This is a genomic window from Martelella mediterranea (genome assembly GCF_004342225.1).
GTDB classification, from domain to species: Bacteria; Pseudomonadota; Alphaproteobacteria; order Rhizobiales; family Rhizobiaceae; genus Martelella; species Martelella mediterranea_B.
Map to the genome: position 1 here is coordinate 1 of NZ_SMAR01000022.1, position 14,222 is coordinate 14,222.

Genomic DNA, 14,222 nt, shown 5'->3' on the forward strand with positions numbered 1-14,222 from the left:
CAACGCGCTGCCCGCGATATCAGAGGCAGCATAAACAAGGCCGAAAACCACTTAAGAACGACCAGCAGCCTGTTCAAACAAACCGAGCCACTTCATTACAGCAATTTTCGTTTTCGTAGGCATGCGGCGTCCGGTTCTGGCTTGAGTTTGTCGCCGCTCTTTATGATCAGATGCTTTTTAAATCAAGATAAAAATACTCATGTTTTTTTGCTTCAATAATCAGAAAGCCAAAAGTTGCAGGAAGGCTTCTTCGCAGTTTACTGCAGGCCGGTTGCGGATTCCGGGCCTGGTTTAGCGATTGCTACGGTCTTTCCGTTTCTTGGACTTTTTAAGGCGCTCTTCTATGTTCTTCTGACGCTCTTCAAGTTCAGCCAGTCTCAGACCCAGCAGAGCGGTTTCGACGTTGCCCTTCCACTGCTCGATCTCTGCAAGCCGGGTGTTGAGTGCTCTGCACTGCTCGTTCAAAAGTGCGCGCGAGCGTTCGGCCTCCTGTGAGACACGGTCATTCATGGCTTTAACAGAGGAGACAAGCTCCCGCTCAAAGGCGTTGAGGGTTGCGTCGGATTCATGATTGAAGTCCACAATGTTCTCCCGTCAGATAGGCCCGCCTTGTGAGGCGGTCATGCACTTGTTCCAGATATTTGATGAAGGCGTAGCCTCGCAAAACCCGGCTCTGTTCCACAATTGCCCCTGATTTCAGGACCGTGAATCCACGACACCGGATATACATTAAGCAGGCTGAAATTAGCGCAACCTAAAGAATGCATTGAGGTATTATTCAATTAAAAATTGGGCAAGAAAGAGGCTGGAAAATGCAGGCGATTGTGCTTGACTGAGAACCGTAGAGCGGGCGGAACGGAGCATGATATGTCAGAGCCCTGCAAGCTGGCCGCCGGCCCTGATGGGCTTTGATTTATGCACCGGATGCCAGATTGCGGCGGGCAAACGCGATCAGGCTCTCAATATGCGCAGCCGTCGCATTGCGTGTGGCGTCCTCATCGCCTGCTTCAATTGCCGCCACAATTTCAAGATGCTCGGTCGAATCAGGCTGCAGCCGATCCTTGAGCCGATCGATCTCGAAAAGGCGGGTCGCCACGCGCAGTTCACGCAGAACCTTGCCCATGACAGCATTGCCGCAATAATCAATGATCATGTTGTGCAGCCGGTCATCAGAAAACCAGTGTGAATCCGTGTGGTAGGCGGTCGCGCCCATCAGCGCATCAATTTCCTCGCGCACGCTGATCAAAAGGCGGCGGGGGATCAGGGGAATGGCCAGCGCCGCCGCCTCCGGTTCAATCAGCAGTCTGAGACGCAGGCTTTGCAGATATTCGCCGATATCGACCTTACGGACGATGTAGTTGCGTCCTTCGCCTTTCAAAACCAGCCCCTCGCCCTCGAGCCGCTGCAGAGCCTCGCGCAATGGAGTGCGTGAAATCCCCAGTGTTTCGGCAAGTCTGGCCTCGACGATCACATGTCCGCCCTGAAGTCTGCGGTCGCGGATCATCTCGGAGATGGCCTTATAGGTCAGCATGGTGAGGTTATGGCCGCTCTTTTCCGGCTGGATCGGGTGTTCCTGGTCGATGTCCATCATGCTGCCCTGGGTGCTTTCGTGAAACGGGTTGAAGAAAAAAGCCGGAATAGTTTTCGGTTGCAACGCTCAGGTCGCTTTCGCAAAACGTTGCTGGCCTTTAAGAATACTGAATTGATTTGCAAAATCATATGCCGCGATCTTGCAGGTCTCAGTGAATAGGCCGGTTTTCGCGATAATATGACATGATTTAAGGCTTTTAGGGTGTGGAGATGAGTGAAACGCATGATAGCGATGCCAGTCTGAGCGACGAAGTCTACAAGGCGATGCTCAGAGATATTCTGGCTACGCGGCTGCCCGGTGGCCATCCGGTTCAGCAGCGGCGGCTGGCGGAGCATTATCAGGTTTCCCGCTCTCCGATGCGTCACGCCATCAGCCGGCTGGAAGGTGAGGGGCTTCTGATCAGAAACGGGAAAGCCGGACTGGTTGTGCGTATTGTCACGCTCAAGGATTATCTCGACAGCCTGACCATGCGTGAGCTGCTTGAGCCACAGGCGGCATCTCTGGCGGCGGTCAATAGTGACAATGATGCGCTCGGCGCGCTGCGCTCGGACTTTGCTGCACTCTGCGAGGATGCGGCGCCCGATCCGGAAACGGTCTGGGCGTTCGACCACGCGCTTCACGGGTATATCGCCGCCAGAAGCGGCAATCCGTTTATGAATTCTGTCATTGGAGAGATGCGACGCTATACGACCATCTTCGAGCGGCAGTTGCCGGTGGTTCGCGCCAAGCCGGGTATGCAGGAACATGGTGAGGTGCTGGAGGCCCTTGAAAACCGGGATGCGGACACGGCGCGCGACGCCATGAACCGCCATCTTCGTGTTGTCCGTGAAGGCGTGATGCGCAATTACTGACTCTGCTCGAACTGTGTCTTGCAAGACCTTCCCCATTTCTCATCAAGAGCTGATCCGAACACGGCTTTGAGAAACCGGCTTGAAAGGACAGCATTATAAGCGTATTTATGTGGGATACCAGTAGAATGCAATCCTGCTGATCTCCTCAATTGCGATTGCCGTTGATCGCATCACCCGATGTCGATCCGGTTCTGCCCGTCATTCCGGCTGCGTTCGCGCTATGAATGAAAAGAGACTGTGGCTGTCAGCATTCTGGTCGTGAAGTGAAGGTGTCTGGAGAAACCCATGTCTAATAAATCGGAACCCGCCGCAGCGTCTGGGGACGCTGTCAGCTTCACCTTTGAGAATTGCTCGATTGTCGCTGAACATGGTGCATCCATCGCCGCCGCACTGGCCAATGCAGGCGTACCGGATTTTACGCGTGGAAAAACCGGTGAAGAGCGGGGGCTATATTGCGGCATGGGGGCCTGTCAGGACTGTCTGGTGACGGTCAACGGCAAGACCGGCCTGCGCGCCTGCATGACGAAAATCGAAGCTGGAATGGCCGTTTCCAGGGCAAAGCCACGCCCTGCTATTCTCGACCCGGACATTGCCGATCTGGCGCAGCCGCCTGAAGCTCTTGATGTTCGCGAGACCGAACTTCTGGTCATCGGCGGTGGGCCGGGCGGCCTGATGGCTGCTGAAACGGCGGCCAGGGCGGGCCTGAGGGTTCTGCTTCTCGATGAGCGCGCCTTGCCGGGTGGTCAGTATTTCAAGCAGCCGGTCACAGATCATGCCGGCGCGCGCCTTGCAAATGACAATCAGGCCAATAACGGAAAGGCGCTGATCGCGGCTGCCAGACGTGCCGGTGTCGTGTTTTCAGACCAGACGCTGGTCTGGGGCGCTGAACGCGAAGACGACGGAACCCATCGCATTGGGGCGTTTCGCGAGGGCAAGGCCTTTTACGTGAAACCACGGATGATTGTGATTGCGACCGGCGCTTATGAACGCGCACCGGCAATCACCGGCTGGACGCTACCGGGCGCGATGACCGCAGGTGCCGCGCAAACACTTCTGCGTGCTTATGGAACACTGCCGGGAAAGCGAATTCTGATCGCCGGGAACGGCCCACTGAACATCCAGATCGCCCGTGAACTCAAAGCAGCCGGGGCCGAAATTGTCGGACTGGTGGAGGCTGCAAATGCGCCATGGCTGAGTGCTTCTGCCGGTATGAAGCTGATGGCCGCCGATCCGGCCATGGCGATAGCTGGCGTCAGGCAGATTGCAGCGTTGATGGCTGGTGGTGTGAAGATTGAATGGTCTTCGCGCGTCAAAGAAATCTGCGGCAATGGCAAGGTCGAAAGCGTGACGGTCGAGACCCCGGCGGGCCGGAAGATGTTTGACGTCGATACGGTTCTGATCGGTGGCTATTTCACTCCTGCAAATGAGCTTTCGCGGCTTTTGGGCTGTGCACATGATGTGGTGGACGGTGCGCTGGTGGCGCAACGCGAATATGATGGTGCCACATCGCTGGATCATGTTCACATCGTGGGTGAGGCCGGACGTTTTGGCGGTGCGCCAATTGCTCTGGCCGAGGGTGAGCTTGCCGGCCGGTCGGTCGCGCTGAAGCTTGGCCGCAAGATTGCGGGCGATAGCACCGTACAGAAGAAGCGCCGGATCCGGCAGCGTGCGTTTCAGGATGCGCTCTGGGCCGTCTTCCGCGATGAAAATCCGAAGGCTGACCGTGGTCTGGACGATGCAACCGTTATCTGTCGTTGCGAGGGCGTGACCTATGGTCAGGTCAGGTCGCTGACCGGTGAGTTCGCGCCTGATATCTCTACGCTGAAACGGCTGACGCGAGCGGGTATGGGGCGCTGTCAGGGTCGGTTTTGTGCCCATACGCTGGCCGTTGTCTCCGGGCAGGGTAAAAGCGGCAGTGAAACCCGCGGTTTCAATGCGCCACAAATGCCGTTGAGGCCGTTGCCGCTTGCCGCACTTGGGGTCGAAAAGCCGGAATGGGGTGGCCACAAACGCGCTCTTCTGCCGGATCTTGAGCCATTGGAAAATAATGCGCCGCTTCCGGCAAAAAACGCTGATGTCGTGGTCATCGGTGCCGGAATAGCAGGTGTTTCAACGGCACTTTTTCTCGCCCGTGCAGGCGTCGATGTGGTGATTGTCGAGCGGGCATTTTCCAATAATCTGGCCTCCGGCGGGAATGCTGGCAGCCTTCACGCTCAGCTACTTTCCTTTGACCATGGCGCCAAGGCAGAAGCGGGTGGAGGTCCGGCAGCGAAGACCCTGCCGCTGCAGCGCGATTCCATCGAAATCTGGAAAGCGCTTCAGCAGGAAACCGGCAAAGACTTTGAAATGAAGGTTACCGGCGGGCTGATGGTCGCCGAAACCGAGGCGCATCTGCGCTTTCTGGAAGAAAAGACGGACGTCGAACGGGCATACGGGATCGATTGTCAGGTGATTGACCGTAACACGCTGCGAGACATGGAACCGGCGCTTAATGAAATGTTCATAGGCGCAGCCTTTTGCGCGCAGGAAGGCAAGATCAACCCATTGGTCGCCACCCAGCATGTTCTCGACGCCGCCCTTCAGGCCGGTGCAAAGCTGTTCGACCGCACTGCCGTGACCGCCATTGAAGACGATCATGATGGCTATAGCATCAAAACATCGCGCGGAGTGATCCGGGCAAAGCGGGTCGTGAATGCCGCTGGCGCCTTTGCATCGCGTGTCGGCCAGATGGTGGGGCTTGAGGTCCCGGTTTTTGGCGCACCGCTGCAGATGCTGGTGACTGAAGCCGCTGAACCTGCGGTATCGACGCTGATCGCGCATGCCGACAGACATCTGACGCTGAAGCAGGCCGCCAACGGCAATTTTCTGATTGGTGGCGGATGGACCGCGGGTCTGGATCCGGTTCACCAGCATCCGCGCCCCATGCTGAACAGCATGGAGGGCAATGCCTGGGTTGCGCAACATGTGGTTCCAGGGCTCAGAAAGCTGCATTTGATCCGCAGCTGGGCGGCGATGAACATCAATATTGATGGTGCGCCAATCCTCGGTGAAGCGCCGTCCAGACGTGGTTTTTTCAACGCCGTCACATCAAACGGGTATACGCTTGGTCCGATTGTCGGTCAGATCACCGCAGATCTGATCACCGGTCGTGAAACCGGACGCAGCGTTGAGACTTTCTCGCTTGCCCGCTTCTGATGTGGCGGAGGGGTAGTGCAGATACGGCTTTTGGGCCGGAAGACAAGATTTTTATGAAAGACGAAAGTCAGGAACAGCGATGAGCAGCTTTGATTTAATTATTGAAAATGGAATGGTGGTAACCGCGTCGGACCGGTTTATCGCCTCAATTGGTATTCGTGACGGGAAAATTGTTCAGATCGGTGACAAGCTGGAAGGTGCCGATCGCGTGATTGATGCCAGAGGCCGCTATGTCATGCCTGGCGGCATTGACAGTCATGTTCATATTTCTCAGCCGCAGGGCCCCGGCATTGAAATGGCTGACGATTTTGAAAGCGGTACGCTTTCCGCGCTTTTTGGCGGCAACACGACTGTCTTGCCCTTTTGCCTGCAGGAGCGCGGTCAGCCGCTGCGAGAAACGCTGAAGGCCTATCATGACCTTGCAGAAGGCAAATGCTACACCGATGTCAGCTTCCACCTGATCATCAATGATCCGACCGACGCCGTTCTGGGGCAGGATCTTCCGGCACTGATCGAGGATGGCTATTCCTCGCTCAAAGTGTTCATGACCTATGAGGATCTGCGCCTTTCCGATGGTGAAATCCTCAAGACGCTCGATGTTGCCCGCAAGAGCGGTGCAACGGTGATGATCCATTGCGAGAACGAAGACGCGATCCGCTTTCTGATCGACAAACACGAGCTGGAGGGCAATGTTGCGCCGCGTGCCCACGCCTCGACCAGATCCGTGGCAGTGGAGCGCGAGGCGACACACCGTGCCATCTCTCTGGCAGAAATTGCCGAAGTTCCGATTGTGATCGTTCATGTGTCCAATGGCGAGGCCCGCGATGAAATCACGCGCGCACGTCAGCGCGGCCTGAAAATTACCGGCGAGACCTGCCCGCAATATCTGACGCTGACAGCAGACGACCTGGAAGGCATGGACTGGGAAGGCGCCAAATTCGTTTGCTCACCACCGCCGCGCGATGAGAAAGAGCAGGAAGAATGCTGGATTGGTATCGAAAATGGCACGTTCGATCTGTTTTCCTCCGATCACTGCCCGTTCCGTTATAATGACGAACGCGGCAAGTTGAACCCGAAGGGCAAGACCAATTTCCGCCATATCCCGAATGGTATTCCCGGCGTTGAGATGCGGATGCCGATCCTGTTTTCCAAAGGCGTGCTGACCGGGCGTGTCGAGCCGGAACGCTTCGTGGCTTTAACGGCCACAAACCATGCCAAGACCTATGGCCTTTATCCGCAAAAAGGCACAATTGCGATTGGCAGTGACGCCGATATCGCGATCTGGGACCCAGAGGTCAGCCGCACGGTGCGTCATGCGGATCTGCATGATGCTTCCGACTATACGCCTTATGAAGGCATGGAAATCAATGGCTGGCCGACAACCGTCGTTCTTGGCGGCAAGGTGGTCATCGATGAGGGCAAGCTGACCGGCGAAAAGGGACAGGGCCAGTATCGCAAGGCAGCAGCCCGCAAAGTGTCCTGAGCAATCGCGGTGAAACCGGAACCGCCGGTCTTCCGGCGGTTTTGGGTACGAAGAGAAAAGCGCGCTGTTTGTCAGAAACAAACGGCTGCAGAGCGCTGCTTCAGCATGGATAATACGGAAAAAGCAGTGTGATCTGTCGCTTCCTCAGCCAGATCATCGTAAGGGCCGATGTCGAGCCGCATCGGTGCACCAAGGCTTTCGATCTCCAGTTCATAACGCATATTGGCAATTCCGGGATGGGCAACCAGTTCAATCGTTGTCTCATCCATGCCAAGACCAGCCAGAGCGATGCCGACGGCGGCATTGAGGTTGCGCGGGAAAAGCTTGGCGGCTTCGCGCACACTTCCGCGAAAGAACACACCGTGGAAGCCGGTTTCCGGCGCGCCTCCGGCAATCTTTTGCCAGACAGATGGCGGATATGTCTGCCGGAAATGCACATGATCGATTCCGGCCTGTTTTGCAACACGCAACAGCGGCAAAGCGCAGGCTGCACCTGAGGGGATAAACAGGCGTCCGGGACCGGCTTCTGCCGCCCGAAGGATGCGGGCCTCGGTTTCAGGCGCGGTGAAGGCTGACAGCGACACGGCAACGAGATCGGCGCCGGATCCTAAGATGGCCGGTGCGTGTTCGGCCAAAAGTGCTGGTGAAGCACATTCGATGACCACGTCCTGCTTTTGCGAGAGTGCATCATCCAGTCGTTCATGGAGCCGTACGGCATCCGGCAAGCTGGCGGAGGCGGCCTTGCAACGGCGCGTGACAACATCTGTCAGGATCGCAAAATCATCGCGCAGAAGCCTTTCCGCAACGGTCTTTCCTATGCGTCCGTACCCAAGGATCGCGATACGTTCCCGTGCGTCACTTTCATGCTTCATGGGCGTTGATCCTTTCACAGACGCAGCGTGCAGATTTGCAAGACAAAGCACTCGATCATCCGTTCAGGCCTGAAGAACAGAGCGCCGCAAAACCATGCGGTGATGCGGCGCCGGTCGTTTCATTTGCCCGTTTCTGCTTACAGCATCGGCCCGAAAATCGGAATCGATTTTCGGAAAGCACGATGCGTAGATTCAATAGGTTAGAGCGTCCTTTGTGCATCCGAATGGATGCACGGCGCTCTAGTCTTCAGCGACTTCGAAGCGGATATCCTGTGCACCTTCCCAAAGCGTAAGGCGGCCGATTTCCGGCAGCTTATCGAGGTTTGAGGTGATGGTGATGAAGTGGTTCCCGGCGAGCTGTCCCATCTTGGAGGAGAAATCAACGCCGCCATAGGCCAGCAGAATTTCAGTTTCGCTGATGCCACCTGGATAAAGGATGATGTGGCCGGGAGCCGGGTGGCTGGTGTGGTTTTCATAACCGACGCCGAAATCCGTGTCGCCAAGCGGAACCCAGACGCCCTCACCGGACCAGCGCACGTGCACGACCTGACTCGTATAAGGCATCTGCTTCAGGAAAGCTTCGGAGGTTTTCGGGGCCTTTTCGGTCTCCAGAACGGCGTCAAACGTGTATGGACCGGCGGCGATTTTCAGTTTCATGTTCGGTGTCCTCAATTGCACATGGGAAAGGGCAGACGGGAGCCTGGCCCGTCGCTCATATCGCGTCAGTGATGCAGTATCTTGCTTAAGAAAGCGTCGGTACGTTGGTTGTGGTGGCCTGAGAAGAAGTCGTCGCTCGGCCTGTCTTCAACGATCTCACCCTGATCGATAAAGACCACCCGAGTTGCAACCCGGCGGGCAAAGCCCATCTCGTGGGTGACGACCATCATCGTCATGCCTTCCTTTGCGAGGTCGGTCATAACATCAAGCACTTCGGAAATCATTTCCGGGTCGAGTGCCGAGGTTGGCTCGTCAAACAGCATGGCAATCGGATCCATCGCCAGCGCCCGCGCAATGGCCACGCGCTGCTGCTGACCACCGGAAAGCTGACTGGGGTATTTTCTGGCCTGATCAGCAAGCCCGACCCGGTCCAGCAGCTGCTTGGCCTTGTTGTCGGAAACATTGTCACTGCGGCCCAGAACGATCTTCTGCGCCAGCTTGATGTTTTCAATAACGCTCAGATGCGGGAACAGTTCGAAGTTCTGAAATACCATGCCCACCCGAGAGCGAAGATCCGTCAGATCGGTTTTTGGGTCGCCGACTTCGATGCCGTGGACCTTGATTGAACCGCTGTCAAAAGGCTCCAACCCGTTGACGCATTTGATAAGGGTCGATTTTCCCGAGCCGGACGGTCCGCAGATCACGACGATTTCGCCGCGATCGACCTTGGTAGAGCAGTTCTTCAGAACATCGAAATCGCCATAGGATTTGGTAACGCCGTTGAGCTCAATCATGTGGTGGCTCCTGTGTGATTTCAGCCTTCGAATTCAAGTTTGAAGGTTTCGACAAGTGCTTTCATATGCGCATCCTGATCGGCAGGCAGCGGCAGACGCGGCGGACGCGGCGGCCCGGCCTGAAAGCCCATATGGTTGAGCAGCGATTTCGTACCGGCGACATAGGCCTGTCCGGCAACAGCCTGAATGATCGGCAGCCATTTCAGATAGAGTTCGCGGGCTTCGTCATAGCGCTTTTCATCGGCGACAAGCTCGAACATGCGGGCCATCTGCTTCGGTGCGACATTGGAGGCAACGGCCACCCAGCCCTGAGCCCCCATAACGAATGATTCATAGCCCATAATGCCGCCGAACACCGTCATATTGTCACCAGCGAGGCGAATAATGTCCCGAACCCGGCTGATTTCAAGCGTCGATTCCTTGATGTAGTCGCAGCCGTCGATCTCGGCGATGCGCTGCACCAGCTCGGGCATCAGGTCGACATTCGATGTTGCCGGATTGTTGTAGACCATGATCGGGATGCTGATCGCTTCTGCAATCCGGCGATAGTGTTCGACAAGCTCATCATCGGTCGGTGTGGAATAAAATGGTGGGATCACCAGAACGCCGTCAGCGCCCATGGCCTCTGCCTCGCGGCTGAGGCGGATGGCCTCGCGGGTGTCTTCCGCGCCGGTGCCAATCAGCACGGGCACGCGTTCAGCGGCCGTTTCGATAACCGTGCTGGCTACGACGTCGCGCTCTTCCTGGCTCAGCGACAGGAACTCGCCGGTGGAGCCAAGGGGGATCAGGCCATGAATACCCTGTTTGATCTGCCAGTCGGTAAATTGTGCCAGTGCCTTCAGGTCAAGCGCGCCATCATCGGCAAGCGGCGTGATCATGACTGTGTAAACACCGCGAAATGTTTTTTTCATTTGAAATTATCCTGTTATTCAGCGCTTTTCACTGAGCGACAGCCGTTGATCAGACTGGCCGAAGTGCCGTTCGATACGAACCTGAATGAGGTCCCAGAGCGTCGTCAGGAGAAGGTAGTAAATGGCAGCCACGGCAAAGAGTTCGAGCACCATGAATTTTTCCTGAATCAGGATCTGTGTTCGGCGCAGCAGCTCTTCCATCGAGATGACCGATGTGACTGACGTTGTTTTTAAAAGCCCGTTTACGGAATTGCCGAGCGGGGGAATAATGATCCGGAATGCCTGCGGCATGACGATGCGGCGCATGATCTGCCGTTCAGACATGCCAAGTGCGCGGCCTGCGCGGGTCTGTCCTTCCGAGACGGCTTCGATACCGGAGCGGATAATCTCTGCCAGATAAGCCGCTTCGTTGAGCGCCAGTCCCAGCAGCGCCGCCTGCGTCACGGTGAACTTGATGCCGATCACCGGCAGGGCGGTGTAGATCACAATCAGCTGAACCAGAAGCGGCGTGCCTCGAAACAACCAGGTATAGAGTTTGGCAATAACCTTCACCGGCAGCCATTTCGAGCGCCGCATCATGGCGATGCAGAAGCCCAGAATCAGGCCGGCAACCAGTGAAACGGCGGTCAACCAGATCGTTGTGACCACACCACCTAAAAGAAATGGATTGAAGAGGTAGCTGAAAAAGCCGGACCAGTTCCAAAGCGACATTTATCGAACTCCGTTTTACGCGGACGCATCAACGGCTGCGTCCGCGCATGATCTTACCTGTGTCTGCGATCAGCGGTTCGGGCCGTGAACCGTGTAGTCGCCTTCGACCATGGGCAGGCCGTATTCTTCAAACAAAGCGCTGAGCGAACCATCGGCCTTCATCTCGTCAAGCGTCTTCGCGACAGCGTCGGCCAGAGCCGGACTCTTCATCGCAACGGCAACCGATGCCGGGTAGAGGCCGCTGATGGCGACGTTGAAATCACCGCGCTTGTCGTATTCTTCCGCAACCGCGTCGATGGAAACCACACCTTCAAGCTGGCCGGCGCGCAATGCCTGATAAGCCATGGCGAAATTGTCGAAGGTGCGAATGTCCAGACCGTCGAGGCCTTCATCCTTCAACTTTTCGTCCAGAACGCGGGTCTTGCTTTCTTCAAAGCCACCAATCTCAACACCGATGGTCATGCCATCGAGGTCTTCCTTGGTTTTGAATTCCTTGTGGTTATCGGGCGCCACGGAAATGCTGATCGCCTGATTTTCGTAAGGGATCATCTGCATCAGTTCGGCGCGCTCTTCGGCATAGAAGATGCCTGTGTTGATCAGGTCCCAGCGGCCGGACTGAAGGCCGGGGATCATGGCGGAGAACTCGATACGAACATATTCCGGCTCAAGGCAGAGACGCTTGGCGATTTCGTTACCGAGCGTAATACGCATACCCTTCAGATCGCCCTTGGAGTCGACATACTGAAGCGGAGGCAGTGTCGGGTTTGTGGACATGACCAGCTTGCCGGGCTCGATCAGTTCGCTCTCGGCAATTTTCGGTGTGCAGTCCTGTGCAGTGGCTGCCGCAACGGCGCTCAGCAGCATTGCGGAGGCCATCAGGCCACGGGTCATAAACTTGGAAAACATTCGATACCTCTGGAGTTCTATCGTGGAGACCATAATTGTGTTCATATGGGATCCCACAATAGTACATATTATTCTGACCGATGCAAGTCACCATAAAGCGGGAAGCGAAATCAAAATCTCAAACATCTGAAAAGGGGCAGCATCAGCCGGGAGCGCCGAATAAGGCGCTCTGCCTGCAACAGCCAGAATGCTGGTCAAGCGGATTTTCAAAGAGCGGGCACATAAAAGGCCCGCTTCGAAGATCGAAACGGGCCTTGAGGTTCAGCGATTTCGCTTTCTCGTGATTATGCCGTCTGAGGCTGCGTTTCGGCGGTCTCGCCAGTCTCTTTTTCCAAATGACGTGCTGGATCTGGCGGTGGTTACGCGGACGCTCAGTGTGCCAAGCGGTGAAATGCTGCGCCGTGAGCCGCTGATCTGGTTTGCTGCACCTGATTTTCAGCCCGAACCGGGAGTGCGATTGCCGCGCTGTGTTCAGTGGTTATTGCGCTTGTGAGAAGATACGGATCAGTTTTCCCCGCATGCTGTCCATCGGCGGGTTGGCCGCATCTTCTGCCGGGATCATGCCCGGTGAAAAACCTTCGGCCTCAAAGCGCCGAACCAGATTGCGATCACGGCTGATGATATGAATTGGTACATCGCGGGATGCATCCGGTCCGGTCACCAGAGGTGCGGGCTGATGATCGCCGAGCACAACAAAGACCGCATCATCTCCGAATTTGGCGACATAGTCGCCCACCGTATGCAAGGAATAGTCAATGGTCTGGATATACTGGCGGCGTATACGCTGATCATCAGCCCAGACGACACCCGGCGGATCACCGCTTTCGGCCTGCCGGTCAAATATTTCTCCGTTGCCAACGTCGAGCCAGTCTATCAGTCTGGGCACCGGGGTCCACGGCGCATGGCTGGAAATCAGCGCAATTTCGGCCATCACCGGCTTGTCGGCCTCGGCAGCAGGATGACGAACCAGCCGGTCAAACGCAGACAGGGTATACTGATCGGGCATGGTCACCCAGTTGAACGTCTTGCCCTTATAACCAAGGTCTGCGGCAGCAAAGATCTGGTCATAGCCGTAATATTCCGCCTCCGGCCATGCCATGGTGATGGCAGGCATAACCGCAGCCGTACGCCATCCGGAATCCCTGAACATGCTGTTCAGGCTCGGCCAGTCGCTGATCATCAGCCGGTCATAGCGGGCCTGATTGTCGACCCACAGGCCGGAAAGGAAGGTCCCATGGGCAAGCCAGCTGAGGCCACCCATCGTCGGGGAACGGGTCCAGCCGCTGGCCGCTGAAAATCCCTTTGCTGTCAGTGCATCACCGACAGATGCAAGGCGCGGCTGGATCAAAGGGGCATAGCGGCTGTCTTCAACCGCGCTGCGACCGTAAGATTCAATGAAAATCAGAATGATGTCGCGTCCGGCCACGCCGCGAAACAGATATTCATCGGTCGTTTTTTCCGCCCTTGCGGCAAGGTCCTGATCAAAGTGGCGCATATCGTCCATCGATTTTGAGATCAGGGTCAGCCGTGCCGTCAGGTAGGACGGCGTTTGAAGGGATGCGTATTGCCGCATGCCATCAAATTGCGAGGCTGTGAAAAAGATGAGGCCAACGCCCGCAAGACTGCCAAAGACAAGGCGCAGATTTCCCGTGATGGGGGGCTTTGCGTCTGCTAGTCGTACCTGTGCTGTGAAAAGCAGAAGCAGCACCAGAATGAACACGGCGATGGTGGCAATAATCAGAGATGCCGCAGTCAGCGTTCCGATGGAGCCTGAAAGCACGTTCCAGCCATCTGCTATCATTTTTGCATCGAGATAGGGGTTAAAACGGCGCTGAAATGCAGACTGAACACCGATATCGGCGAGCCTCAGAAACAGCACCGTGCCAATCGCCAGTGTCGAGAAAAATGCAAGAAGACGCGCCGCAAGACCCGACAAAACCAGGAGCGCCAGCCCTGTAAGCGGAACTTCGAGCGGAAGCTTCAGGAATGTCGCGGGTTTCAAGCCGGAGGGATAGCCGGGCATGTTCAGCACAGCGGTCGCGAGAACGAGGAAGATGATCGCCCAGATGAGCAGACCGGCTTGCGGCGAAATATTATTCCTGTCAGACCGTTTGGAATGGATCATGATATGGGCTGAAACTCCGGTCGTGGCTGGCGTGGCGTGAAAGCCGGTGTTCCGGCTGGCCAGAACCCGCTCTTCAAGACGCGTTCTGATAAAGGGCGCTCGGCGACCCGGGTGCAGTAAAAGTTA

Annotated in this window: 13 protein-coding genes; 4 read left to right on the forward strand and 9 right to left on the reverse strand. The window is 56.4% G+C overall.

Annotated features, from left to right (window positions below):
- Positions 1–219: hypothetical protein (locus tag EDC90_RS21075; RefSeq protein WP_207903912.1), on the forward strand; the 219-nt coding region annotated here is incomplete at its 5' end.
- A gap of 72 nt (positions 220–291) precedes the next feature.
- Here EDC90_RS21075 and EDC90_RS13600 read toward each other — a convergent pair.
- Both EDC90_RS13600 and EDC90_RS13605 read right to left on the reverse strand, forming a co-directional pair.
- Entirely contained in the window at positions 292–582 is a 291-nt protein-coding gene (locus tag EDC90_RS13600; protein WP_132312555.1) for a hypothetical protein, read from the reverse strand.
- A 331-nt stretch (positions 583–913) separates the two neighbouring features.
- Entirely contained in the window at positions 914–1,591 is a 678-nt protein-coding gene (locus EDC90_RS13605; RefSeq protein ID WP_132312557.1) for a GntR family transcriptional regulator, read from the reverse strand.
- A 209-nt stretch (positions 1,592–1,800) separates the two neighbouring features.
- Here EDC90_RS13605 and EDC90_RS13610 point away from each other — a divergent pair, with 209 nt between their 5' ends.
- The 3 genes from EDC90_RS13610 (at position 1,801) to hydA (ending at position 7,120) form a co-directional block, all read left to right on the forward strand.
- Entirely contained in the window at positions 1,801–2,442 is a 642-nt protein-coding gene (locus tag EDC90_RS13610) for a GntR family transcriptional regulator (RefSeq protein ID WP_132312559.1), read from the forward strand.
- Between the two features lie 285 nt (positions 2,443–2,727).
- Positions 2,728–5,637 carry an FAD-dependent oxidoreductase gene (locus EDC90_RS13615; RefSeq protein WP_132312561.1) on the forward strand — a complete coding sequence of 970 codons (2,910 nt, stop codon included), beginning with the start codon at positions 2,728–2,730 and terminating at the stop codon, positions 5,635–5,637.
- A gap of 79 nt (positions 5,638–5,716) precedes the next feature.
- Complete coding sequence (gene hydA, locus EDC90_RS13620; protein WP_132312563.1) at positions 5,717–7,120, forward strand: dihydropyrimidinase; 1,404 nt, start codon at positions 5,717–5,719, stop codon at positions 7,118–7,120.
- A gap of 71 nt (positions 7,121–7,191) precedes the next feature.
- On the opposite strand, the gene EDC90_RS13625 is transcribed toward hydA, so the two are convergent.
- The 7 genes from EDC90_RS13625 to EDC90_RS13660 form a co-directional block, all read right to left on the reverse strand.
- Positions 7,192–7,992: an aspartate dehydrogenase domain-containing protein gene (locus tag EDC90_RS13625; RefSeq protein WP_132312565.1), complete on the reverse strand. Its 801-nt coding sequence runs from the start codon at positions 7,990–7,992 to the stop codon at positions 7,192–7,194.
- A 240-nt stretch (positions 7,993–8,232) separates the two neighbouring features.
- On the reverse strand, positions 8,233–8,649 hold the full coding sequence (locus tag EDC90_RS13630; protein ID WP_132312567.1) for a DUF3830 family protein: 417 nt from the start codon (positions 8,647–8,649) through the stop codon (positions 8,233–8,235).
- Between the two features lie 65 nt (positions 8,650–8,714).
- A complete protein-coding gene (locus EDC90_RS13635; RefSeq protein ID WP_132312569.1) occupies positions 8,715–9,443 on the reverse strand; it encodes an amino acid ABC transporter ATP-binding protein in 729 nt (242 codons plus the stop codon).
- A 20-nt stretch (positions 9,444–9,463) separates the two neighbouring features.
- Positions 9,464–10,354, reverse strand: coding sequence for a 4-hydroxy-tetrahydrodipicolinate synthase (gene dapA / locus EDC90_RS13640; RefSeq protein ID WP_132312571.1), 891 nt, complete (start codon positions 10,352–10,354; stop codon positions 9,464–9,466).
- Between the two features lie 18 nt (positions 10,355–10,372).
- Positions 10,373–11,065 carry an amino acid ABC transporter permease gene (locus tag EDC90_RS13645; RefSeq protein ID WP_132312573.1) on the reverse strand — a complete coding sequence of 231 codons (693 nt, stop codon included), beginning with the start codon at positions 11,063–11,065 and terminating at the stop codon, positions 10,373–10,375.
- 69 nt (positions 11,066–11,134) lie between these two features.
- Positions 11,135–11,956, reverse strand: a complete 822-nt coding sequence (locus EDC90_RS13650) for an ABC transporter substrate-binding protein (RefSeq protein WP_432420009.1) — start codon at positions 11,954–11,956, stop codon at positions 11,135–11,137.
- A 493-nt stretch (positions 11,957–12,449) separates the two neighbouring features.
- Complete coding sequence (locus EDC90_RS13660; protein ID WP_132312577.1) at positions 12,450–14,096, reverse strand: sulfatase-like hydrolase/transferase; 1,647 nt, start codon at positions 14,094–14,096, stop codon at positions 12,450–12,452.
- Positions 14,097–14,222 lie beyond the last annotated feature (126 nt).

Coding starts and splice junctions, on each gene's coding strand:
- EDC90_RS13605 (WP_132312557.1), bottom strand. CDS start 1,591: ATGATGGACATCGACCAGGAACACCCGATCCAGCCGGAAAAGAGCGGC.
- EDC90_RS13610 (WP_132312559.1), top strand. CDS start 1,801: ATGAGTGAAACGCATGATAGCGATGCCAGTCTGAGCGACGAAGTCTAC.
- EDC90_RS13615 (WP_132312561.1), top strand. CDS start 2,728: ATGTCTAATAAATCGGAACCCGCCGCAGCGTCTGGGGACGCTGTCAGC.
- hydA (WP_132312563.1), top strand. CDS start 5,717: ATGAGCAGCTTTGATTTAATTATTGAAAATGGAATGGTGGTAACCGCG.
- EDC90_RS13625 (WP_132312565.1), bottom strand. CDS start 7,992: ATGAAGCATGAAAGTGACGCACGGGAACGTATCGCGATCCTTGGGTAC.
- EDC90_RS13630 (WP_132312567.1), bottom strand. CDS start 8,649: ATGAAACTGAAAATCGCCGCCGGTCCATACACGTTTGACGCCGTTCTG.
- EDC90_RS13635 (WP_132312569.1), bottom strand. CDS start 9,443: ATGATTGAGCTCAACGGCGTTACCAAATCCTATGGCGATTTCGATGTT.
- dapA (WP_132312571.1), bottom strand. CDS start 10,354: ATGAAAAAAACATTTCGCGGTGTTTACACAGTCATGATCACGCCGCTT.
- EDC90_RS13645 (WP_132312573.1), bottom strand. CDS start 11,065: ATGTCGCTTTGGAACTGGTCCGGCTTTTTCAGCTACCTCTTCAATCCA.
- EDC90_RS13650 (WP_432420009.1), bottom strand. CDS start 11,956: ATGACCCGTGGCCTGATGGCCTCCGCAATGCTGCTGAGCGCCGTTGCG.
- EDC90_RS13660 (WP_132312577.1), bottom strand. CDS start 14,096: ATGATCCATTCCAAACGGTCTGACAGGAATAATATTTCGCCGCAAGCC.